Genomic DNA, 21286 nt, shown 5'->3' on the forward strand with positions numbered 1-21286 from the left:
CCGGCGTGTTGAAGTATGGGGATGATCCCGCTTGAGGCCGGCCGCTTTTCGCTTGCCGCACCTTTGGGGTGATGAGTATTACTTTACGCAGGTTCCACACAACGGGCAAATCGAGGCCGAATAGTGGCGTGTCGCGCGTGCATTCGCCGCGAGCGATGCCCGGTTAGGAGGCGTCGGTGCGCAGAGCGGGACAGGTACCTCCGGGGGTCGTGGCCAGCTCGAAATGCCAGGGCTCATTCGCGTAGATCCGGCAGAGTCCATATCGATTCCCGTGCCGTTCCACCCAGGCGGCGGCATCCGTGGGGCCGATGTCCACGGCCTCGCCGCTGACGTGTCGAGAAGACTCCGGGGTCGAGACAAACCTGCGGGCGGCGCTCTCGCTGCCGTAGTCCTTGATCGCCTGCGTGAGCATCCACTCCTGCAGCGCCTCCGAACGCCAGCCGCTATTCACCCCGAGCTCGATCCCCGCCCGTCGCGCATCCCGTGCCGCCGAGCGCACGGCCTTCAGAAGTCCGGGATCCAGGTTGGTCAGTGCCGGAAGCTCAGCGCTCTCAGGACTCAGCGACTCCCCCAGCCGGATATAGCCGTTGGCTTCGTCCAGGGCAAACGGAGGCTGAGTGAATCTGGGTTCAATGATCCCCGCCGCGGCCCCTCCTCCCGGATGGGTGGTCGCCCCGGGAAACGAGCCCAACACCGCGATGAAATAGGCGGCCAGCCCCGCGGGTACCAGCAGCACAAGGGTACCAACCAGGAGAGCGCGACGGCGGCGGACGAGCCGAGAAGAAGAACCGTGGTGAATCATCATGCGTCGATTCCATCCGGGTGCGCGTTGCCACGTCGTATCCGGTTTTTCATATGTTTTCGATACGCCGACTTCCTAGACTGTGTGCATGCGTGTGCTGATAGTTGAGGACGAGCCGTTTCTGGCCGAGGCGATCCAGGATGGGTTGCGCCTGGAGGCCATCGCCGCCGATATCGCCCTGGATGGGTTCGCGGCGCAGGAACTGCTGGCTCTCAACGGCTACGACGTGGTGCTCCTGGATCGGGATATTCCCGGTCCCTCGGGCGACGATATTGCCCGGGAGATTCTCACCGATGGGCTGGGCACCCGCATCCTCATGGTCACCGCGGCCGATCGCCTGGACGACAAGGCAATCGGATTTGAACTCGGTGCCGACGACTACCTGACCAAGCCCTTCGCCCTGCGTGAGCTGATCATGCGGGTGCGGGCACTTGCCCGGCGCTCCCCCGAGGCCGCACCCCCGGTCCTGGAATCGGCCGGGCTCCGAGTGGACACGTTCCGACGCGAGGTCTATCGGGACCAGCGCTATGTGGCGCTCACCCGGAAGCAGTTCGCCGTGCTGGAGGAGCTGATGCGCGCGGACGGCGGCGTACTCAGCGCCGAAACCCTGCTCGAGCGCGCCTGGGATGAAAACGCCGATCCGTTCACCAACTCGGTGCGGATCACCATCTCCTCGCTGCGCAAAAGGCTCGGCGAGCCGTGGTTAATTCACACCAGGCCGGGATCGGGGTACTACTTCGCCGCCCCCACACCCGGGGGCACGGCATGACGTCCCGGGCGCGCGGTCTCTCCGCGCGGGTCAAACTCACCCTCAGCTATACCGGTTTTCTCCTGGTTGCCGGGATCGCCCTGATGCTGTTTGCACAGTACGTGCTGCAGTTCGTGCCCACCAGCTCGCTGGTCCAGACCAATGCGCCCGATGGGAGCACCTTCGCCCCCAACCGTGGCGATCTGCTCCGGGTATTTTGGCCACGAGCTTTTGCGGTGCTGGGTTTTCTCACGGCGGTTGGACTGCTGGGCGGCTGGTTTCTGGCCGGAAGAATGCTGGCGCCGCTGACCCGAATCACCGCGGTCACCCGGGCCGCCGCCGAGGGGATCCTGGACCGAAGAATCGGGCTCCCCGGCCGCCGGGACGAGTTCCGCGAACTCGCCGACACCTTCGATTCGATGCTGGATCGGGTCGAGGGCATGCTCGCCGAGCAGCGACGTTTCGCGGCCAACGCGTCCCATGAGCTGCGCACTCCCCACGCGGTCATCCGCACGATACTCGAGGTCGCCGAGGCCGCCCCCGACCGGGTCGACGTCCCGAAACTGGTGTCCCGGCTCTCCCACACAAACGAGCGCGCGATCGCACTGACCGAGGCGCTTCTGTTGCTCGCCCGAGCCGAGGGTGAACCGCCGGCCGCCGAGGAGATCGACCTCACCGCGACGGTGCTCGCGGCGATTGCCGAGCTCGCCCAGGCATCCGAACACGCCCAGATTCGGGTGGACACCGCGCTCCTACCCGCGCGGGTGTGGGGCAACCCGGCGCTGGTGCATGCGGTGGCCATCAACCTGATTCGAAACGCCCTGGTCCACAACACCGCCGAGGGTGGATGGGTGCGGATCGGCACCGAAACCCGGGGCGATCAGGGCGTATTGCGGGTGGAAAACAGTGGGCAGATTCTCACCCCGGAACTCGTCGCCACGCTGACCGAGCCGTTCCAGCGCGGAGCAGCGCGTCGCCACGATTCCGAGGGCGGCGTGGGATTGGGGCTGGCGATTGTCTCCGCGATCCTGCGTACACACGCGGGAACGCTGACCCTCACCCCCCGGGCAGAGGGCGGCCTGGTCATCGAGGCTCGACTGCCCACGTCCGCACCGTAACCGTTGGCGCTGGCGCTGGCGCTGGCGCTGGAACCAGCGAGACCGAAAGCCACGGCGCGGAAACAGAAAATCGAGATCTACGAATCGACACCCGCGAGCCGCCGATCGAGGATGAGAGCGGTTAGATTCCCAGGATTACCTTGGCCAGGCTGAAGTAGATCAGCAAGCCGGTGGCGTCACAGAACGTGGTGATGAACGGGGTCGAGAACACGGCCGGGTCGACCCGAATGGCCTTGGCGATCAGCGGCATCGCGCCGCCCACGGTCGCGGCCATCGCGCAGACACACAGCAGGGTCGAGCCGATCACCAGGCCCGTGGGCACGTCATACACCAGCGAGGCCAGGGTGAAACCGAGGACCCCGAGCAGCAGTCCCAGCGTGGTGCCCACCCGGAATTCGCGCAGCAGCACACGCCCCACGTCCTTCGAGGTCACCTCCCCCATCGCCAGCGCGCGGGTGATCGTGGTGGCCGCCTGCGAGCCCGTGTTGCCGCCGGTTCCGGTGAGCAGCGGGATGAAGAGCGCCAACACCACCTTCTGCTCCAGGGTGGCCTCGAAGATGCCGAGGACCTGAACCGTCAGCAGCGCCGAGACCGCGAGCACCAGCAGCCACACCACGCGGGCCCGGGCGATCTTGAACGCCGAGGTCGAGAGATAGGGCCGGCGCAGCGGCTCGGCACCACCGGCGCGGGCGATATCCTCATCCTCGGCGTCGCGCAGAATCTGGTGGGCATCGTCGATGGTGAGGATCCCCACCAGGCGCTTTTCGCTATCCACGATCGGCATGGCCAGCAGATTCGCCTCGCTACAGCGCCTGGCCACCTGCTCGGCGTCATCGCTCACGGTCGCCAGCTCGGGGGTCTGCATCAGGTCGGACACGCGGGCGTCCTCGGGGGCCGCCAGAATTTCGCGGAGGCTGACCACCCCGACCAGCCGCTTTTCCCCATCGGTGACCGGGATCATGTAGATGGTTTCGGCCTCGGTGGCGCGGTGACGCACGGTTTCCAACACCCGCCCGGCGGTGAACTCGGGATGCGCCCGCACATACTCCGGACTCATCCGGCGACCCACCGAGCGGGACGGATAGCCGAGCATCAGCGTGGTCAGCGCGCGCTCATGCGGGGTCAGATCCGACAACAGACGCTTGGCCAATAACGCGGGCACCTCGTCCAGCAGGCCCACCCGGTCATCCGGATCGAGACCCGCAAACAGCCCGGTGACATCCTCATCACGCAGGGCCCGGACAAGATCGGCCTGGTGTGCGGGCTCGAAGCGCTCAAAAACCTCCAGCGCGCGCTCCTTGCTCAGCAGCCGGAACAGGACCGCCGAGCGCTTGAGGCTGCAGCGCCACAGGGTCGAGGTGACCTCGCTAGTTGACATTCCCGCGAGTTTCGCTGCCGCCAGGGGAAGGTCCGCCTCGGCGAGCGCGCCCTCGCGTACCAGATCGATGTCGATGCCCTGACCCATGCGTTCTCCTCGATGACGTCATTCGGGCGTGGTACACGCGGCACCACAGTCCCAAATTTTCCCCGGCCGGGCCGCGATTTCCCGCTCGGCCCGCCCCAAAGATAACAGGTTGGGGTGTCCGATGGGGGACGAGTGATCGAACGACTAGGCGCGTGGCCGAGCCGGTGCGATCGAGTTCACATCCACATAGCGACAGTCCACCAGCGCGGCGGCCGGTTCCAGGTTCGGGTTCTCCAGGCGCTGGATCAGATCCCGCACACCCCTGCGGCCCAGCTCACGGCTGGGTGACTCGTAAACGGTGAGCTCGGGATCTGCGGCGCTCACGATATCCACCGAGGCCCCCACCACGAGCACCGAGACGGCCTCGGGCACGGGTCGCCCGTGGGCGGCGAGCGCGCTGACGATCCCCGGGGAGGCGTGCTCGTTGATCAGGAGCAGCGCGGTCACATCGGGCATCTCGGCGAGAATCCGCGGGACCAGCGCCCGCCCGGCCGAGGAGCTTTCGGCGCAGGAAAAGATTCCCGGGGTGGCACCGATTGCGCGCATCCGTTCGAGATAGGTGTCGCGGGTGCGGGCGACCGGTCCGTAGTCGCTGGTGCCCGGATCCCCATCGTCGTCAAAAACGATGCCGATGCTGCGGTGACCCAGCGCCTCGAAGCGGGCGAGCGCATCGATCACCGCGCCCTCGAAGTTCACGTCCACATAGCTGATGCCCGAGAGCTCCCGGGTGCGACCGATCAGCGTGAAGGGAACGCCGAGTTCGCGCAGACGCACCACGCGCTCATCGTCCAGGTGGACCTCCATCAGGATGACCCCGTCGATCAGGCCATTACTCACCACCCGGTCGATGTGTTCGGCCCCGTTATCTCCGGGCCAGAGGATCAGGTTGTAGCCCAGCTCGGACGCGGCCTCGGCGGCGGCGGTGAAAAACTTCAGGGCGGTCCCGCTCAGGCTGTGATCCTCCATCGGGAACAGCAGCGCGATGATCCGGGTGCGCTTGCTCGCCAGCGCACGGGCGATCGCATTGGGCCGGTAATCGAGGGTGTCCATTGCCTCACGCACACGTTCCAGGGTGGCCGGGGCGACCGGCTTGGTGTTGTTGATCGCGAACGAAACCGTGGCGAGGGAAACGCCCGCCAGTTTCGCGACGTCGCGCATGGTTGCCATGGGGTTCCTTTGCGAATTGGTGTGTGCAGTCTCTCACACCCCTCGACCGCGACGAGACCGACGCGGCGCACAAATAACAAAACAGTGAACCGGTTAACTTTTTGGTTGACACGGGCTCGGAGTCGTGAGATTGTTGCGTCACCCACGAAATTACACCTCGACACGATCCCCGGACTGCTGCGGATCAAAGCGGTTTACCGAACGGGTCGAAGTCTCTCACCGGCAAAGGAGCCGCATCATGGAGAAAAAACATCGTCTGACCGTCTTAGCGAGCCTCGCCCTGGTTCCCCTCGCCCTGAGTGGATGCAGCGCGGGCGGATCCGGCGGCGGGGCCTCATCCGACGCCGACACCCTCAGCGTGGTCGACTACTACGTCAACGACCCCGACCAGGGACTCGTGGTGGCGGCACTGGATAAGTGCGCGGCCGAGCTCAAGGTGAAGCTGAATCGCACCGGCGTCCCGGGGAAGGATCTGATTCAAAAAGTCCTGCAGATGTCCTCCTCGAAGACGCTGCCCGACGTGCTGATGCTGGATAACCCCGACCTGCAGGAGATTGCGTCCTCGGGTGGGCTCACCCCGCTCAGCCAGTTCAACGTGGACACCTCGGGTTTTGCCCAGGGCATCCTCGACGCGGCCACGTATAAGGGAGAGGTCTACGGACTCGCGCCCACCGTGAACACGCTGGGTCTCTTTGTGAACAAGGCCATGCTGGATGAGGCGGGCCTGGCAATCCCCACCACCTGGGATGAACTCAAGACCACCGCCCAGGCGCTCTCCTCGGGCGACCGCTACGGACTGGCCTTCTCCTCGATCGCCACCTATGAGGGCAGCTGGCAGTTCCTCCCCTTCCTCTGGACCAACGGAGGATCCGAGGACAAGCTGGACAGCCCGGAGGCCGCCGAGGCGCTCCAGCTGCAGGTCGATCTGGTGAACTCCGGGGCCGCGTCCAAGAGCGTGATCAACTGGAGCCAGGCCGATGTGAAGGACCAGTTCATGGCCGGCAAGGCCGCGATGATGATTAACGGGCCCTGGCAGATCCCCGCGCTCAACGCCGATCCGAGCCTGACCTGGACCAGCGTGCAGGTGCCGATCAACAGGGCCGGACAGACGCCGACCGCTCCGCTGGGCGGCGAGGTCTGGACCGTCCCGCAGACCGGCAACAAGGAAAAGCAGGCCAAGGCGGCCAAGTTTGTTGAGTGCATTACCGACGATGACAACCAGCTCTCGCTCGCCGAGTCCCGCTTCACCGTCCCCACCAAGACCGCGCTGGCCGCGGAGTATGTGCAGAAGGTGCCGGATATGGCCGCCTTCACCGAGCAGGTCGCTAACGCCCGCTCCCGCACCGGGATCCTCGGGGAGGACTGGCCCAAGGCGGCAACGGTTATGTACACCGGTATCCAGCTCGCGCTCACCGGCAAGGAGAGCGCCACCGATGCGTTCTCGAAGGCGAAGGCGGGATAGTTCGATGACGCTCCAGGTTCCCGCTTCCGAGACCGCCGGTCCGGCATCCGAGACACGGCGGCGCCCCCGCCCCCTCGGTGCCGGGCCCGGCTCCCCGGAAATCCCCGCGGCGCCCCCGCGACGTCGCCGACGCCCCGAACGTTTTACCCGCCTACTGTTTGTGGCCCCGGCCGCGCTCTACATTCTGGCGTTTTTCGGCTACCCCATCGTGAAGAACCTCACGATGAGCCTGCAGGAATACACCACCAAAACCTTCTTCACCGGCGAGGCCCCCTGGGTGGGATTCGCCAACTACGTATCGGTGTTCACCAGCAGCCTGTTCACCCCGGCGCTGTGGAACACCGCGCTGTTCACCATCGGATCGATCGCCGGCCAGTTTGTGATCGGGTTGGCCCTGGCGGTGTTTTTCCGCCGTCGGTTCCCGCTCAACGGCTTCCTGCGCTCGATGCTCCTGCTGCCCTGGCTGCTGCCGATGATCGTCTCGAGTGCCACCTGGCGTTCGATTCTCGATCAGGACAGCGGCATCCTCAACCGCTTCCTCGGATCAATCGGGCTGACCGATGCGCCGATCGGGTGGCTCACCGATCCCAGTGTCGCGCTAATCGCGGTCATCATGGTCAACATCTGGGTGGGCATCCCGTTCAACGTGGCGCTGCTCTATGGCGGGCTGCAGGATATCCCCGAGGAACTCTACGAGGCAGGCGCGCTGGATGGTGCCACCGGATGGAAGGCGTTCTGGCACATCACCGTGCCCAACCTGCGTCCGGTCATCAGCGTGGTGCTCGTCCTCGGGGTGGTCTACACGCTCAAGGTGCTGGACGTGATCCTCGGACTCACCAACGGCGGACCGGCCAACGCCACCCAGACCCTCGCCGTGCGCTCCTATCAGGAGTCGTTTGTGAACTTCGAGTTCGGGATCGGCTCGGCCTGGAGCAACATCCTGATCCTCGTCTCGCTGATTTTTGCCGTGATCTACCTGCGTGCGAACCGGCGCGCGGTGGATGAATAGGAGTCATCATGACCACGCTGAATCTCCCCACTGCCGCCACCCGGCGCGCCCGCCGGGGACGCCTCTCGCGCGGAACCTCCACCGCGCTGGGCATCCTCTTCCTGGCCATCATGCTGTTTCCGATCTACTGGATGGCCAACGCCTCCCTCCAGCCGTCGGGGAACACCCTCACCGCCGGCATCTTCCCGTTCACCCCCGATTTCTCGGGATATGAGCGGGCGATCGCCGATCAGGGACACAACCTCCTGACCAGCCTCATCATCTCGATCGGGACCGTGGTGCTCACGCTGCTGATCGCAGCACCCGCCGCCTATGCGCTGGCCCAGTTCCGGTTCCGCTGGATTAACGTGGCCCTGCTGGTGATCATCATCGCGCAGATGGTGCCGGGTGTGGTGATCGCCAACGCCCTCTACAGCGCCTATAACGACCTGGGGCTACTCAATTCGATTGCCGGGCTGATCCTGGCCGATGCGAGCCTGGCCATTCCGTTTGCCATTCTGATCCTGCGCACCTCGATGATGGGCATCCCGCCCGCCATTGTGGAGGCCGCCCGGATCGATGGGGCCGGGCTCATCCGGGCATTCGTCTCCGTCGTGGTGCCGGTCAGTCGCAACGCCCTGATCACCGCCGCGCTGTTTGGATTCCTGTTCTCCTGGAGCGACTTCCTCTTTGCGCTGACCCTGACCACCACCGAGGATGTGCGCCCGGTCACCCTGGGCATCTACCAGTACCTGGGCACCCAGGTATCGAACTGGTCGGCCGTGATGGCGACCGCCGTACTGTCCTCCATTCCCGCCATCATCCTGCTGGTGCTGGCCCAGAAGTTCATCGCCGCCGGGGCCACCGGTGGTGCCGTCAAGTAACCATCCACCATTTCATCGTCGAAAAGGAACACCATGACTCAGTCCACTTCCCCACTGCGCGTCCTCGTCTGGGGCGAAAACCGGCACGAGCAGATCGAGCCCAATGTTGCCGAGATCTATCCCGAGGGCATGCACAATACGATCCGCGCCGGCATCGAGGAACACCTGGGCGCCGGGGCGCGCGTCCACACCACCACCTTGGATGAGCCCGAGCACGGACTCACCGAGGAGGTTCTCGCGGACACCGACGTGCTGGTGTGGTGGGGCCACGCCGCCCACGCCGAGGTCGCCGATGAGGTTGTCGAACGCGTACACCAGCACGTCCTCGCCGGCATGGGCCTCGTTGTCCTGCACTCGGGCCACTGGTCCAAGATCTTCCAGAAGCTGATGGGCACCACCTGCACCCTGCGCTGGCGGAGCGAGGAGGATCGCGAGCTGGTCTGGACCGTGGACCCCACCCACCCGATCGCCCAGGGGGTACCGCACCCGTTCATCATCCCGCAGCAGGAAATGTACGGGGAGTTCTTTGATATCCCGGCCCCCGACGAACTGATCTTCCTCAGCACCTTCTCCGGCGGGGAGGTCTTCCGCAGCGGCTGCACCTGGCGTCGCGGCCACGGCAAGATTTTCTTCTTTAGCCCCGGGGATCAGGACTACCCGGTCTACCACCACGAACACGTGCGCCGCGTCATCGCCAACGGCGTGAGCTGGGCACACTCGGTGCGCCCGACCCGCGAGGTCCCGACGCTGCTGCGCTACGAAACCGAGGACTTCTATAACGGTCGCGACTACCGCGGGGCGCTGGTTCGATGACCCACGCCCTGCTAGCTAATACTGGCGCACCCGTGCGCATCATCCTGGTGGGGGCCGGGGCGATGGGACAGCAGTGGCTGCGCGCGCTGATCGCCTCCCCCGATGCCGAGATCGTCGGACTGGTCGATCTCAACCTCGATGCGGCCCGGGCCGCGCTGGCCGCCACCGGCCTCGTCGATCTGCCCGTGGGCACCTCGGTATCGGCGCTCGCCGCGGAAACCGGCGCGCAGGCCGTGGTCAACGTGACCGTTCCGGTCGCCCACCACGCGGTGAGTACCGAGGCGCTGTTTGCCGGGCTGCCGGTGCTGTGCGAAAAACCCATCGCCCCCACCGTGGCCACCGCGCTTTCGCTCGCGGCCTCGGCCGAGGCGAGCGGGCAGCTGCTGATGACCAGTCAGTCGCGCCGCTACTATCGGGCCCTCGCCGCGCTGCGCGCACGCGTGGGTGAGCTGGGAACCGTGGGCACCGTGAGCTGCGAGTTTGCCAAAGCCCCGCGCTTTGGCGGATTCCGCGATGAGATGGATCACGTGCTGCTGGTAGACATGGCGATCCACCAGTTCGACGCGGTGCGCTACCTCCTGAACCTGGATCCGGTGGCCGTCTACTGCGAGGAGTACAACCCCGCATGGAGCTGGTACGCCGGAGATGCCAATGCCGCCGCCGTGTTTGAATTCGAGGGCGGCACCCGGTTTGTGTACTCGGGCAGCTGGTGCACGCCGGGGGCCGAAACCTCCTGGAACGGCAGCTGGCGCATCGGCGGGGAACACGGCACCGCGCTGTGGGACGGGGAATCCGCGCCGAGTGCCGAGCTCCCCGGGCTGGCGCTCGCCGCGCTACCCGCATCGCTCACCGACTCCTCGATCCCCTTTCCGGAAGAGATCAACGGGTCCCTCGCCGAGTTCATCGCCGCGCTGCGCACCGGGGATGTGCCTGACACCGAGGTGCATGCCAACATCCACTCGCTGGCGATGGTCGAGGCCGCGGTGCTCAGCGCGACCCGGGGATCGCGCGTGCTCCTCGCCGATGTGTTGGCCGAGGCTCGGGATGCGGCGATTGCCGCCGAAATCCGCTCGGACGTCCGCGACATCCTGATCCGCGGATAACCCGGACACACAACAGCGCGGCACCGGATCGCTCCGGTGCCGCGCTGTTGTGTGAGTTAGGCGGTGAAGATTCCCGCCAGGGTCTTCTTGCCGCGACGCAGTACCGCTACGCCGCCGGGCAGCAGGTCGGTCAGGACCGCGGCCTCATCGGTGACCTTCACGCCGTTGAGCGAGACGCCGCCCTGGCCGATCGAGCGACGGGCATCACCCAGGCTCGAGCACAGCTCGGTCGAGACCAGGAGCTGGGCCACCGAGGTGCCGGTTTCGGCGGTGATGTTGGGCAGCTCGCGCAGCGCGGTCGCCAGGGTCGCCGGATCCACCTCGGCCAGGTTGCCCTGTCCAAACAGCGCCTCGGAGGCGGCAATGGCGGCGTTCGCGGCCTCGGCACCGTGCACCAGGGTCACGGTTTCCAGGGCCAGACGCTTCTGCGCCGCCCGGCGGAAGGGCTCATCCGCCACGAGCTTGGCGAAGTCCTCGATCTCGGCGCGGGAGAGGAAGGTGAAGACCTTGAGGCGGTCGATCACATCGGCATCGTCGGTGTTCAGCCAGAACTGGTACATCGCGTACGGGCTGCACAGCTCGGCGTCCAGCCAGATCGCGTTGCCCTCGCTCTTACCGAACTTGGTGCCGTCGCTGTTGGTGATCAGCGGGGTGCCGATCGCGTGCACGTTGGCCTGCTCGGAGCGACGAATCAGGTCGACGCCACCGATGAGGTTGCCCCACTGGTCGCTGCCGCCGGTCTGCAGCACGCAGTTGTACGTGTTGTACAGCTCGCGGTAGTCGAGAGCCTGCAGAATCTGGTAGCTGAACTCGGTGTAGGAGATGCCGGCATCGGAGTTCAGGCGTGCACTCACCGCGTCCTTCTTCAGCATGGTACCCACGCGGAAGTGCTTACCGATGTCGCGCAGGAACTCGATCGCGCTGAGCGGCGAGGTCCAGTCCAGGTTGTTGACCAGGCGCATGCCGTTCTCGCCCTCGGTGTCGAGGTGGGTCGACACCTGAGCCTGAAGTCGGGTGACCCAGGCGGCCACGGTCTCCGGGGTGTTCAGGGTGCGCTCGGCGGTGGGACGCGGGTCACCGATCAGACCGGTGGACCCACCCACGAGGCCCAGCGGACGGTGCCCGCCCAGCTGCAGACGACGCATGAACAGCAGCTGCACGAAGTTGCCGAGGTGCAGGCTGGGAGCGGTCGGGTCAAATCCGCAATAATACGTGATCGGTTCGCCGTCGATGAGCTTCTTGAGCTCCTCGGCATCAGTCGAGACGTGGATCAGGCCACGCCACACCAGCTCGTCCCAGAGCGAGTCAAAGGACGAGTCATTACTCTGCTTGGCAAAATTGGGATTAGACACGCTCCCCAGAATAGCAGCGGAATGGCGGGGTTTTGTCCGGGAGATGCACGCCCGAATCCGCGCATCGGATCCCCCGTCGCGATAGTGTGATTTTGCCCGCGGCTCGCCCGCACCCTCATCTCAGGAGCACCGTGTCCACACCCCCGATCCCCTCCCTGGCGGACCTGCCACTCGACGTGTTGGCCGCCCCGGCCACCCCCGAGGAGATTCGGGCGCTCAAAAACCGGGTGCGCGGGGATAGCCGCTGGACCCAGGCCATCCCCACGTGGGGTGAGTATGGATCCTCGGTGGTCATCATGCTCCTGGTGGGCGCGATCGGGGTGTTCCTCGCCTATCTGATGATCAGCGGCGGATCCACGGCGATTGCCCCGTGGTTTCTGATCGGATTCTGCCTCTTACAGCTGGTTGCCCTGCCCTACTGGGTACAGAAAAACCGGCCGCGCTGGAAGGACTGGGCGCGGATGGTTCGATTTGCCGACGCGACCGGACTCCAGTTTGCGCCGCTCCCGCTCAAGACGATGGAGCAGACCGCGATCCTCGGGCCCAGCGCTCGCGACTACAACGGGTTCACCTCCCGCGGCGGCCTGCGGCTGGCCCAGCGGGCCGACAACATGTCCAGCAATCGGATCAAGCGCGAGCTGATCGATCGGCCCGGCGAATATGCCTACCTGCGCATCCCGCTGGGCGTGCAGATGCCGCACATCGTGTTGGACTCGCGGCACAACGACGGGGTCGCCGGCTGGCGCTCGCGCCGCACCCGGCTGCGCCTGGCCGATGACCAGCGGATCGAGTTGGAGGGCGACTTCCCGCGCGCATTCGGCGTCTATGCCCCCGAGGTGTTGCAGCGAGACGCCCTCTACTTCCTGACCCCGGACTTCATGGAAACCCTGGCGCTCTACGCCACCGAGTTTGATCTGGAGTTCTCCGGATCCGACCTGATCCTGGTGAGCACCCGTCCGATGGACACGGGTGACCCGAACGTGTGGCTACGGTTTTTCACTGCCGCCGACGCGGTCCTCTCCCACCTGCGTCCCACCGCCACCGCGTATCGCCGCGGGACCCCGCTGGACCCGATGGCTCCGCCGTCGCGCCTGAAGTGGGGCTTCCCGATCGGGACCGCCCTGCTGATCGCGGGCTTCATCGCCTGGCGGATCATCCTGGCGTAGGTGCTTCGGCGCTACGCGTTCAGAGCCTCGGCAGCGGATCGCTCGGAATCATCGAGGAGCTGATAGATCCGGGCACGTGAAATCCCCAACACGGTCGCCGAATCTATCGCGCTGAGGCCGTATGCGTCACGGAGCGCCCGCGCGGCCGCACGCCGATCACGAGCGGCCTGTTGCGCAGACTCGAGCGCAACCCGATCAAGCTCGGCCGCATCGGCTAACCGCCGGGCAACGTCCGCTGGCTTCTCGATGGTTACGCTGATGTCGAACGAGTCCTCCTCACGGTTGAGCGCGCCCGCGATGAGCGAGCGCCCCATCTCCTCGACCTCGGACAGCGTATGGGCCTGGGTCCGATAGTCAATCGCGGGCACATCGATGATCCACCATCTGCCCTCTCGCGAGACAACCAACTCGTAACTGTTTCGTTTCATGAGCACGCTCACTTCCACTCGTCCGGGACAAACCCGACTACCTGCTCCACCGTTCTCAGGACTCCAGCGGAGATCAACCGATGACGGGGAATCGGCACGGATCTGCTTCCCGGCTTTTTCCACCAGGTGTGCGGGCCACCGTCGCGATCCACCGTGAATCCCTGTGACCGCAAAAACCGCTCCACGTCTTTTCGCTTGGCATCCTTCATCAGGGTAGTCTAGATGGGGGTTTACAGCAAGTGTCAAGAGGGATATACACACCCACCACCAGGGCTCGGGAAGTTCCCGGCTAGAATGGGTCAAATGGTCACGAGACGAGAAGCAGCACAGCGCCTGGACATCCCCCTGGAGATGGCGGTGCGGCACGGACTGCCGCCCCAGCTCACCGAGGCGGCCGTGGTCGAGCTCGATACGACTCCCCCGGCCTGGCTCGCGCAGTCGCGGGCAAACCGCACCGGCAAGCGTCCGGTGTGGTCGGATCTGGTGTGCGCGGTCTGCGGATTCACCGAGCGGGCACGCCCCAAGAAGTGGTGGCCGGAGTTCACCTATGTGGTGTGCGATGACCACGAGATCGAGGAGTGGCCCAAGGCTGCTCCCGGGGCGATCCGCGCCGAGGTGTTCGGTGTCGGTGGACGTTTCGTGGGGCTGGTCGACGACGTCGCCTAATAGCCGCAGAGACGACGGTCCATATGACCGCAATTATTAGTACCGGTTGAGTATCATCCCTGCAGAATCGCCCGGATCGTATGCCGCAATAGTCACAAATATCCAGTCGCCTTCATTCGCAGGTTCCCCGCTCAACCGCTGAGAGCTCGGAACGCCGAACGCCCCGGGCTCCACGAGGGAGAACGGGGCGTTCGGGGGGGGGGCAGCCGAGCGGGAACCTCGGCGGGGTGGCCGTGTGTGTGCGGGCCCGCGGCGATCTAGCGGAAGTCCGCCAGTCGCCCGCGCAGGTTGGCGAGCTGCTCGGTCACCCGCACCGTGGCGGTGCCGCCGGCACCCACGCGGCTGTTGACCGAGCCCCCGATGGTCAGCACCTCGCGGACCGCGGGCAGCAGGTGCGGGGAAACCGCGGCCAGCTGCTCATCGGTGGGCTCGTGCAGTTCCAGGCCGTTTTCCTCGCAGAAGCGCACGAGCTCGCCGGAGATCTCGTGGGCGTCGCGGAAGATCACACCCTGCTTGACCAGCCACTCGGCCACATCGGTGGCCAGCGAGAAGCCCTGCGGTGCCAGCTCGGCCATCCGCTCGGTGTTGAAGGTCAGCGTGGCGATCATGCCGTTGAACGCGGGCAGCAGCACCTCGAGGGTGTCCACCGAGTCGAAGATCGGTTCCTTGTCTTCCTGCAGATCGCGGTTGTACGCGAGGGGCAGGGCCTTCAGGGTGGCCAGCAGACCGGTGATGTTACCGATCAGACGACCCGACTTGCCGCGCGCGAGCTCGGCGATGTCCGGGTTCTTCTTCTGCGGCATGATGCTCGAGCCGGTCGAGAAGGAGTCGTGCAGGCGGACAAATCCGAACTCGCGGGTGTTCCAGAGGATGATCTCCTCCGACAGACGCGACAGGTTGATCCCCACCTGGGCGAGGATAAACCCGAACTCGGCCACCACGTCGCGGGCGGCGGTCGCGTCGATCGAATTCTCCAGCGCACCGGACAGCCCCAGCTCCGAGGCCACCAGCTCGGGGTCCAGACCCAGCGAGGATCCGGCCAGCGCACCGGCCCCGTACGGCGAACGCTTGGCACGAACCGACCAGTCGCGCAGACGCTCCAGGTCACGCACCAGCGGCCATGCGTGCGCGGCCAGCTGGTGGGCCAGCAGCACCGGCTGCGCGTGCTGCAGGTGCGTGCGACCCGGCATGATCGCACCGGGGTGCGCCTCGGCCTGACCCGCGAGGATCTCGACCAGCTGCACCAGCAGGCCACGGATCACACTCTCGTGCTCCAGCATGTACAGTCGCACCAGCGTGGCGATCTGGTCGTTGCGGCTCCGGCCGGCACGCAGCTTGCCACCCAGGTTTGCTCCGGCGCGCTCGACCAGTCCGCGCTCGAGAGCCGAATGGACGTCCTCATCCGACTCGGCGGCGACAAACGCACCCGAGGCCACATCCGCGCGCAGGGTCTCCAGCGCGGCGTGCATCGCGACCAGCTCGTCGTTGTCGAGGTAACCGGCGGCGTTCAGGGCGACCGCGTGGGCCTTGGACCCGTCGATGTCGTAGGACGCCAGGGTCCAGTCAAACTGGGTCGACTTGCTCAGGCGGGCGAGCTCCGGCGAGGGGCCGCTGGCGAAGCGTCCGCCCCAGAGGGCCCCCGCCTCGGCGGCGCGGTTTCCGGAATCGTTGGTGTGAGAGGTCATGGTGTGAAGCGTCCCGTCGTGCAGTGGTCAGGCGTGTGAGCGAAAAGGATAAGAGTCAGTCTATTGAGTGGTGCGGGCGGGCCCGGGCACCGAGGCGGCGGCGCGAGAGCAGAACGACACCAGTTTTTCCAGCGGACCCTGCCGGCACAGCAGGATCCAGGCGGAGCAGCCGATCAGGGTGACCAGCACGAACCACCAGGTTTGGGCAACCGGATCGATCCGGTCCACCCCCGTGGAAACCAGGATCACCAGGGCGATCAGGTGCACGGCGTAGGCGGTGAGCGCCATCCGGCCGGTGGCGGCCAGCGGCCAGAGAACCCGTTGGGCCCAGCGGGGCAGGGCCAGGGCGGCGGCGATGATCAGCAGCGCGATCCCGGAGGCACCCAGGAGTTCGAACGTGCTGCCCGAGTGCGGCGCCGCACCCAGCAGGTTTGCCCACTGCGGATATCCGACAAACACCTCGCCCTGCTCGACCCCGGTGATCTGGGCGAACACACTGGCGCCCCCATAGCCGAGGATCGCGAGCCCGGCACCAACCAGGGCGATCAGGCCGAGAGAGGATCCGGAGATTCCGCCGGCAAACAGCCAGCGGGCTACCGCCAACCCGACAATCATGAACACCACCCAGATCAGCGCCGGGTAGTACCCAAAAATCATCAGCAGGGCCAGAGCCGAGGTGCCGCCCCCATTGTCCTGGATGAACAGCGCGATGCCGACCTGAGCGATCGGGGCCAGCACCGCGAGCACCCCCGCCAGGATCAGCAGGTTTCGCACCCGCCAGCGGATGATCGGCAGGACCAGCAGGAAGGCGATGGCGTAGTACTCGAGGATCACCGCGATCCCGTGATCCCCCAGGCTGAGGATCCCGCCCAGGGCAAAGATCACCAGCGCACGGGTGCCGATCCGCAGCCGCATGCGCAGCACGGCCTCGCCCTCCGGCGGGGTGCCCCGGCCCGAGAGCAGCGCCAGCGAAAACCCGGCAAGCACCGCGAACAGCGCCGCCGAGCGTCCGTTGACCAGGCCGATCCAGGTATCCGGATCCGCCGACACGGCCTCCTCCGGGCGAATGATGTGCGCGATGAACATGCCCAGGATCGCCAGGCCGCGGGCGATATCGAGTCCGGCGATGCGGGCGGAACCGGGATCGCCGGGGACCGGCGGCGCGGACGCCACCGGTCCCCGGGCGATCCCCGTGGTCACTAGACCGCGGCCTTCTGGTTCTGCTTCAGCAGCCAGACCATCAGGGCCTTCTGCGCGTGCAGGCGGTTCTCGGCCTCGTCCCAGACGACCGAGCGCGGGCCGTCGATCACGTCGGCGTCTACCTCATAGCCGCGGTAGGCGGGCAGGCAGTGCATGAAGATCGCGTCATCCTTGGCGAGGCCCATCAGCTCGGAGGTCACCGAGTAGGCACCGAATGCGGCAACCCGATCGGCTTTCTCGTCCTCCTTGCCCATCGACACCCAGGTGTCGGTGACCACAACGTCGGCACCGGCCACGGCCTCACGCGCATCGGTCGTGATGAACACCGATCCGCCGGTCTGCTCGGCCAGCTTGATCGCATCGGCCACCACGTCGGCAGCCGGGGTGAATGCCTCGGGGGCACCGATCCGCACGTGCATACCGGCGTTCACGCACGCGAGCAGGTAGGAGTTGCCCATGTTGCAGGCACCGTCGCCGAGGAAGGCGAGGGTCTGACCCTTGAGCTCTCCGCGGTGCTCGCGAATGGTCTGCAGGTCGGCCAGCAGCTGGCACGGGTGGAAGTCGTCGGAGAGCGCGTTGATCACCGGAACGGTGGTCCCGGCGGCCATCTCCTCCAGGCCTGAGTGTGCAAAGGTGCGCCAGACGATCGCGGCGACCTGACGCTCCAGCACGCGCGCGGTATCGGCGATCGATTCCTTGGCACCCAGCTGGCTCTCGCCGCCGCCCACGATCAGCGGCACGCCGCCCAGGTCGGCGATCCCGGTCGCAAACGAGATCCGGGTGCGGGTCGAGGTCTTGTCAAAAAATACGGTGACGGTCTGCGGGCCGGCCAGCGGCTTCTCGCTGAAACGGTCGGCCTTGAGCTTGATCGCGAGATCCAGAACCTCAGCCTGTTCGGCCGGGCTCAGGTCGTCATCGCGGAGGAAGTGACGGGTCATAATCGGTCTCCTACTTCTCGAAACTAGGCGGCGTGTGCCGCGAGCAGGCCGTCGAGGATCGCCACGAAGGCGTCCACGTCGGCGGAGGTGATGTTCAGCGGCGGGGCGATGCGGATCGTCGCCGCGTTGGGGGCGTTGACGATCAGCCCCGCGGCCAGGGCCTCGGCGGCCAGAGCGGGCGCGATATCCGCGGTGAGCGCGATTCCCAGCAGCAAACCGCGGCCGCGAACACCGGCAATCAGCGGGGAGTTCAGCCCGGCAATCGCACCGCGCAGCTGCGCCTCGCGCTCGCGCACGTTGATCAGCAGATCGCCGGATTCGATCTCATCCAGCACGGTCCCCGCCACGGCGGTGGCCAGCGGATTCCCGCCGAAGGTGGTGCCGTGGGTTCCCGGGGTGAACACCTCGGAGGCGGCACCGGTGGTGACCAGCGCGCCGATCGGGAAGCCGCCACCGAGGCCCTTGGCCAGGGTGAAGGCGTCGGGCAGGATGTCCTCAGACTGGAAGCCTAACCACTCGCCGGTCCGGCCGATGCCGGTCTGGATCTCGTCGATGATGAGCAGCGCGCCGCGCTCGCGGGTCAGCGCGCGGGCTGCCTGCAGGTACCCCTCGGGCAGCGGGATCACGCCCGCCTCACCCTGGATCGGCTCGATGATCAGGGCCGAGACGCTCTCGTCCAGGGCCGCATCCAACGCCTCGATGGTGGCGGGAATGTGCCGCACCCCACCGGGAAGCGGGGCGAAGGGGGCCCGGTAAGCCTCCTTGGCCGTGAGAGCCAGCGCCCCCATCGAACGCCCGTGGAACGCCTGCTCCAGCGCCAGGATGGTGGGACGAGCCTCGCCGCCGAACTTCCGAGCCAGCTTGAACGCCGCCTCATTGGCCTCGGTGCCCGAGTTGGTGAAAAACACCCGTCCGGTCTCGCCGACGCCCGAGACCCGCTTGAGCTTCTCGGCCAGCGCCAGCTGCGGCGGGCTGGAGAAGAAGTTAGAGACGTGGATCAGGGTGGCCGCCTGCTCGGCAATCGTCTTGACGATCGCCGGGTGAGCGTGACCCAGGGAGTTGACCGCGATGCCACCGAGGAAATCGAGGTACTCCTTCCCGTCGCTGTCGCGCACGCGTGCGCCCTCGCCGGAGACCAGCAGCGCCTGGGTGGGCCCAAACGTGTTCATCATGGTGGCGGCGGAGGTGTCCTGCCAGGAGGTCATTCTGTCTCGCTTACTACCTGGGTGCCGATTCCGTTCGAGGTGAAAACCTCCAGCAGGATCGAGTGTTCGATCCGGCCGTCGATGATCGCGGCGTTACGCACACCGTTATCCACCGCGTCCAGGCACGCGTTCATTTTGGGGATCATGCCGGATTCCAGCTCCGGCAGCAGCTCGCGCAGCTCGGCGGTCGAGATGACCGAGACCAGCGAATCGCGGTTGGGCCAGTCGCTGTAGAGACCGGCCACATCGGTGAGGACCAGCAGCTTATCGGCGTTCAGCGCGATCGCAATCGCGGCGGCGGCCGAGTCGGCGTTGACGTTGAGCAGGCGCTCGGGATCGTCCAGGTCATAGGCGATCGAGGTGATTACCGGAATGCGACCGGCATCCAGCGCGTCCAGGACGGCCGAGGGGTCCACCTCGAGGATGTCGCCCACGCGGCCGAGATCCTGCATCTCCCCGTCCACCAGCACGCCACGGGTGCGGCCGCCGAAGAGGTTGGCCTGCTCCCCCGAGAGCGAGCGGGCGATGTTTCCGTGCTGATTGATGTCGGTGACCAGAGACCGGTTCACCCGATTACGCAGGACATCGCGGACGACGCCGATGGCCTCGTCGCTGGTGTACCGGTAGCCGCCGCGGAACTCGCTGGCGATGCCCTTCTCGGCCAGGCCCGCGGAAATCTGCGGGCCGCCACCGTGCACCACAACCGGGCGCAGGCCCGCGTGGTGCAGGAACACCATGTCCTCGGCGAAGGCCGCGGCGAGCTCCGGGGAGATCATCGCGTTGCCGCCGAACTTGATGACCACGATCGCGCCGCGGTACCGCTTGAGCCACGGCAGCGCCTCGATCAGGACCGAGGCCTTGGCGTGCGCCTCTTCGAGCGAAATATCGATGGTGGTAGGCATGGATCAGCTCGAGTACGCGCTATTCTCATGCACGTAGTCGTGCGTGAGGTCGTTGGTCAGGATGGTCGCGGCGGCCGAACCGGCGTTCAGCTCGATCTCGATCTTGACCGAGCGCGGGGTCAGGTCAACGAGGTCGCGGGACTGGTCGGGGCCACCCTCGTGGCAGACCCGGACGCCGTTGAAGGAGACGTCCACGTTATACGGGTCAAACGGTGCCGAGGTGGTTCCAATCGCGGCCAGCACCCGGCCCCAGTTGGGGTCGTTGCCGTAGATCGCGGCCTTGAAGAGGTTGTTGCGGGCCACCGAGCGGCCCACCTCGACCGCGTCGGCCTCGGTCTCGGCACCGGTCACGACGATCGCGATGTCGTGGCTGGCACCCTCGGCGTCCCCCTGGAGCTGCTCGGCGAGGTCGGAGCACACCTGGATCAGCGCGGCGGTGAAGTCGGCGAGGTCCGGAGTAACGCCCGAGGCACCGGAGGCGAGCAGGGTGACCTGGTCGTTGGTGGACATGCAGCCATCGGAGTCGAGGCGGTCAAAGCTCACCCGGGTGGCCTCGCGCAGTGCCGCATCGAGGTCGGCGGGGGCGAGGGAGGCGTCGGTGGTGATGACCACAAGCATGGTTGCCAGGCCCGGGGCGAGCATGCCCGCGCCCTTGGCGATGCCGCCGATGGCCCAGTCGGTGGCCAGGAACTCGCTGGTCTTGGGCACGGTGTCGGTGGTCATGATCGCGGCGGCGGCGTGCTCGCCACCGTTTTCGTCGAGGGCGGCGGTCGCGGCCTCGACACCGGCGGTGAGCTTGCCGAGATCCAGCTGCTCACCGATCAGACCGGTCGAGCACACCAGCACATCGGTGGCCGAAATGCCCAGCCCGTTCGCCACGGCCTCGGCGGTGGCATGGGTGGTCTGGAAACCCTGCTGGCCGGTGAAGCAGTTGGCCCCGCCGGAGTTCAGCACGATGGCGTCCACGCGCCCATCCTTGATGACCTCCTTGGACCAGATGATCGGGTTGGCCAGCGCACGGTTGCTGGTGAACACGGCGGCCGCGTTCTTCTCCGGGCCGGTGTTGACCACGAGGGCGAGGTCCGGCTTGCCGGTGGACTTGAGGCCGGCGGGAACACCCGCGGCGATGAATCCCGAGGGGGTGGTGACGCTCATAGTGCTCCTTGAAGGGTGGTGATGAGGGAAAGAGTGGTG

21 protein-coding genes are annotated in these 21286 nt (G+C 66.4%); 9 read left to right on the top strand and 12 right to left on the bottom strand.

Annotation, left to right across the window (positions count from 1 at the left end):
• Positions 1 to 163: 163 nt before the first annotated feature.
• The gene (locus tag IE92_RS0112505; protein ID WP_051701916.1) at positions 164 to 805 is read right to left on the bottom strand and encodes a M15 family metallopeptidase; all 642 of its coding nucleotides are present in this window, start codon (positions 803 to 805) and stop codon (positions 164 to 166) included.
• 85 nt (positions 806 to 890) lie between these two features.
• Here IE92_RS0112505 and IE92_RS0112510 point away from each other — a divergent pair, with 85 nt between their 5' ends.
• Positions 891 to 1571: a response regulator transcription factor gene (locus tag IE92_RS0112510; protein WP_030148840.1), complete on the top strand. Its 681-nt coding sequence runs from the start codon at positions 891 to 893 to the stop codon at positions 1569 to 1571.
• Positions 1568 to 2668 carry a sensor histidine kinase gene (locus tag IE92_RS0112515; protein ID WP_030148841.1) on the top strand — a complete coding sequence of 367 codons (1101 nt, stop codon included), beginning with the start codon at positions 1568 to 1570 and terminating at the stop codon, positions 2666 to 2668. The genes IE92_RS0112510 and IE92_RS0112515 overlap by 4 nt, the downstream gene beginning before the upstream one ends.
• 121 nt (positions 2669 to 2789) lie before the next feature.
• Here IE92_RS0112515 and mgtE read toward each other — a convergent pair whose 3' ends face one another.
• The gene (gene mgtE / locus IE92_RS0112520) at positions 2790 to 4133 is read right to left on the bottom strand and encodes a magnesium transporter (protein ID WP_030148842.1); all 1344 of its coding nucleotides are present in this window, start codon (positions 4131 to 4133) and stop codon (positions 2790 to 2792) included.
• A gap of 144 nt (positions 4134 to 4277) precedes the next feature.
• On the bottom strand, positions 4278 to 5300 hold the full coding sequence (locus tag IE92_RS0112525; protein WP_051701917.1) for a LacI family DNA-binding transcriptional regulator: 1023 nt from the start codon (positions 5298 to 5300) through the stop codon (positions 4278 to 4280).
• A 238-nt stretch (positions 5301 to 5538) separates the two neighbouring features.
• On the opposite strand from IE92_RS0112525, the gene IE92_RS0112530 reads away from it, so the two are divergent.
• Genes IE92_RS0112530 through IE92_RS0112550 form a run of 5 tightly spaced genes read left to right on the top strand, consistent with a single transcriptional unit; the run spans position 5539 to position 10550 of the window.
• Positions 5539 to 6762, top strand: a complete 1224-nt coding sequence (locus IE92_RS0112530; protein WP_030148844.1) for a sugar ABC transporter substrate-binding protein — start codon at positions 5539 to 5541, stop codon at positions 6760 to 6762.
• 4 nt (positions 6763 to 6766) lie between these two features.
• A complete protein-coding gene (locus tag IE92_RS0112535) occupies positions 6767 to 7771 on the top strand; it encodes a carbohydrate ABC transporter permease (RefSeq protein ID WP_081864115.1) in 1005 nt (334 codons plus the stop codon).
• An 8-nt stretch (positions 7772 to 7779) separates the two neighbouring features.
• Entirely contained in the window at positions 7780 to 8634 is an 855-nt protein-coding gene (locus IE92_RS0112540; RefSeq protein ID WP_051701918.1) for a carbohydrate ABC transporter permease, read from the top strand.
• Positions 8635 to 8667: 33 nt separating this feature from the next.
• Positions 8668 to 9447, top strand: coding sequence for a ThuA domain-containing protein (locus IE92_RS0112545; protein WP_030148847.1), 780 nt, complete (start codon positions 8668 to 8670; stop codon positions 9445 to 9447).
• On the top strand, positions 9444 to 10550 hold the full coding sequence (locus IE92_RS0112550; protein WP_043322156.1) for a Gfo/Idh/MocA family protein: 1107 nt from the start codon (positions 9444 to 9446) through the stop codon (positions 10548 to 10550). Before IE92_RS0112545 ends, IE92_RS0112550 begins: the two co-directional genes overlap by 4 nt.
• Before the next feature lie 56 nt (positions 10551 to 10606).
• Here the strand turns inward: IE92_RS0112550 and tyrS are convergent, their stop codons facing one another.
• Entirely contained in the window at positions 10607 to 11902 is a 1296-nt protein-coding gene (tyrS, locus tag IE92_RS0112555) for a tyrosine--tRNA ligase (protein WP_030148849.1), read from the bottom strand.
• A 131-nt stretch (positions 11903 to 12033) separates the two neighbouring features.
• On the opposite strand from tyrS, the gene IE92_RS0112560 reads away from it, so the two are divergent.
• Positions 12034 to 13068: a hypothetical protein gene (locus tag IE92_RS0112560; RefSeq protein ID WP_030148850.1), complete on the top strand. Its 1035-nt coding sequence runs from the start codon at positions 12034 to 12036 to the stop codon at positions 13066 to 13068.
• A gap of 11 nt (positions 13069 to 13079) precedes the next feature.
• On the opposite strand, the gene IE92_RS0112565 is transcribed toward IE92_RS0112560, so the two are convergent.
• On the bottom strand, positions 13080 to 13496 hold the full coding sequence (locus tag IE92_RS0112565; protein WP_030148851.1) for a hypothetical protein: 417 nt from the start codon (positions 13494 to 13496) through the stop codon (positions 13080 to 13082).
• Positions 13497 to 13504: 8 nt separating this feature from the next.
• Positions 13505 to 13705 carry a type II toxin-antitoxin system HicA family toxin gene (locus tag IE92_RS17915; protein ID WP_081864116.1) on the bottom strand — a complete coding sequence of 67 codons (201 nt, stop codon included), beginning with the start codon at positions 13703 to 13705 and terminating at the stop codon, positions 13505 to 13507.
• A 94-nt stretch (positions 13706 to 13799) separates the two neighbouring features.
• On the opposite strand from IE92_RS17915, the gene IE92_RS0112570 reads away from it, so the two are divergent.
• Positions 13800 to 14162, top strand: coding sequence for a hypothetical protein (locus tag IE92_RS0112570; RefSeq protein ID WP_030148852.1), 363 nt, complete (start codon positions 13800 to 13802; stop codon positions 14160 to 14162).
• Positions 14163 to 14419: 257 nt separating this feature from the next.
• Here IE92_RS0112570 and argH read toward each other — a convergent pair whose 3' ends face one another.
• From argH to argJ, 6 genes are read right to left on the bottom strand one after another with little or no spacing between them, the layout of a single operon-like run.
• On the bottom strand, positions 14420 to 15847 hold the full coding sequence (gene argH / locus IE92_RS0112575) for an argininosuccinate lyase (protein ID WP_030148853.1): 1428 nt from the start codon (positions 15845 to 15847) through the stop codon (positions 14420 to 14422).
• Positions 15848 to 15907: 60 nt separating this feature from the next.
• Positions 15908 to 17047, bottom strand: a complete 1140-nt coding sequence (locus IE92_RS0112580) for an acyltransferase family protein (RefSeq protein ID WP_051701920.1) — start codon at positions 17045 to 17047, stop codon at positions 15908 to 15910.
• The gene (gene argF, locus IE92_RS0112585) at positions 17047 to 17985 is read right to left on the bottom strand and encodes an ornithine carbamoyltransferase (RefSeq protein WP_030148855.1); all 939 of its coding nucleotides are present in this window, start codon (positions 17983 to 17985) and stop codon (positions 17047 to 17049) included. Before argF ends, IE92_RS0112580 begins: the two co-directional genes overlap by 1 nt.
• A 23-nt stretch (positions 17986 to 18008) precedes the next feature.
• A complete protein-coding gene (locus tag IE92_RS0112590; protein ID WP_030148856.1) occupies positions 18009 to 19190 on the bottom strand; it encodes an acetylornithine transaminase in 1182 nt (393 codons plus the stop codon).
• A complete protein-coding gene (gene argB, locus IE92_RS0112595; protein WP_030148857.1) occupies positions 19187 to 20092 on the bottom strand; it encodes an acetylglutamate kinase in 906 nt (301 codons plus the stop codon). Before argB ends, IE92_RS0112590 begins: the two co-directional genes overlap by 4 nt.
• Positions 20093 to 20095: 3 nt before the next feature.
• A complete protein-coding gene (argJ, locus tag IE92_RS0112600; protein ID WP_030148858.1) occupies positions 20096 to 21247 on the bottom strand; it encodes a bifunctional glutamate N-acetyltransferase/amino-acid acetyltransferase ArgJ in 1152 nt (383 codons plus the stop codon).
• Positions 21248 to 21286: the final 39 nt, after the last annotated feature.

Origin of the sequence: Mycetocola saprophilus, from assembly GCF_000718085.1 — a bacterium.
In the GTDB taxonomy this organism is placed as follows: domain Bacteria; phylum Actinomycetota; class Actinomycetes; order Actinomycetales; family Microbacteriaceae; genus Mycetocola; species Mycetocola saprophilus.

What these genes read in the sequence shown, in the direction of transcription:
- IE92_RS0112505 (WP_051701916.1), bottom strand. Translation starts at nt 805, where the DNA reads ATGATGATTCACCACGGTTCTTCTTCTCGGCTCGTCCGCCGCCGTCGC.
- IE92_RS0112510 (WP_030148840.1), top strand. Translation starts at nt 891, where the DNA reads ATGCGTGTGCTGATAGTTGAGGACGAGCCGTTTCTGGCCGAGGCGATC.
- IE92_RS0112515 (WP_030148841.1), top strand. Translation starts at nt 1,568, where the DNA reads ATGACGTCCCGGGCGCGCGGTCTCTCCGCGCGGGTCAAACTCACCCTC.
- mgtE (WP_030148842.1), bottom strand. Translation starts at nt 4,133, where the DNA reads ATGGGTCAGGGCATCGACATCGATCTGGTACGCGAGGGCGCGCTCGCC.
- IE92_RS0112525 (WP_051701917.1), bottom strand. Translation starts at nt 5,300, where the DNA reads ATGGCAACCATGCGCGACGTCGCGAAACTGGCGGGCGTTTCCCTCGCC.
- IE92_RS0112530 (WP_030148844.1), top strand. Translation starts at nt 5,539, where the DNA reads ATGGAGAAAAAACATCGTCTGACCGTCTTAGCGAGCCTCGCCCTGGTT.
- IE92_RS0112535 (WP_081864115.1), top strand. Translation starts at nt 6,767, where the DNA reads ATGACGCTCCAGGTTCCCGCTTCCGAGACCGCCGGTCCGGCATCCGAG.
- IE92_RS0112540 (WP_051701918.1), top strand. Translation starts at nt 7,780, where the DNA reads ATGACCACGCTGAATCTCCCCACTGCCGCCACCCGGCGCGCCCGCCGG.
- IE92_RS0112545 (WP_030148847.1), top strand. Translation starts at nt 8,668, where the DNA reads ATGACTCAGTCCACTTCCCCACTGCGCGTCCTCGTCTGGGGCGAAAAC.
- IE92_RS0112550 (WP_043322156.1), top strand. Translation starts at nt 9,444, where the DNA reads ATGACCCACGCCCTGCTAGCTAATACTGGCGCACCCGTGCGCATCATC.
- IE92_RS0112565 (WP_030148851.1), bottom strand. Translation starts at nt 13,496, where the DNA reads ATGAAACGAAACAGTTACGAGTTGGTTGTCTCGCGAGAGGGCAGATGG.
- IE92_RS17915 (WP_081864116.1), bottom strand. Translation starts at nt 13,705, where the DNA reads ATGAAGGATGCCAAGCGAAAAGACGTGGAGCGGTTTTTGCGGTCACAG.
- IE92_RS0112570 (WP_030148852.1), top strand. Translation starts at nt 13,800, where the DNA reads ATGGTCACGAGACGAGAAGCAGCACAGCGCCTGGACATCCCCCTGGAG.
- argH (WP_030148853.1), bottom strand. Translation starts at nt 15,847, where the DNA reads ATGACCTCTCACACCAACGATTCCGGAAACCGCGCCGCCGAGGCGGGG.
- argF (WP_030148855.1), bottom strand. Translation starts at nt 17,985, where the DNA reads ATGACCCGTCACTTCCTCCGCGATGACGACCTGAGCCCGGCCGAACAG.
- IE92_RS0112590 (WP_030148856.1), bottom strand. Translation starts at nt 19,190, where the DNA reads ATGACCTCCTGGCAGGACACCTCCGCCGCCACCATGATGAACACGTTT.
- argB (WP_030148857.1), bottom strand. Translation starts at nt 20,092, where the DNA reads ATGCCTACCACCATCGATATTTCGCTCGAAGAGGCGCACGCCAAGGCC.
- argJ (WP_030148858.1), bottom strand. Translation starts at nt 21,247, where the DNA reads ATGAGCGTCACCACCCCCTCGGGATTCATCGCCGCGGGTGTTCCCGCC.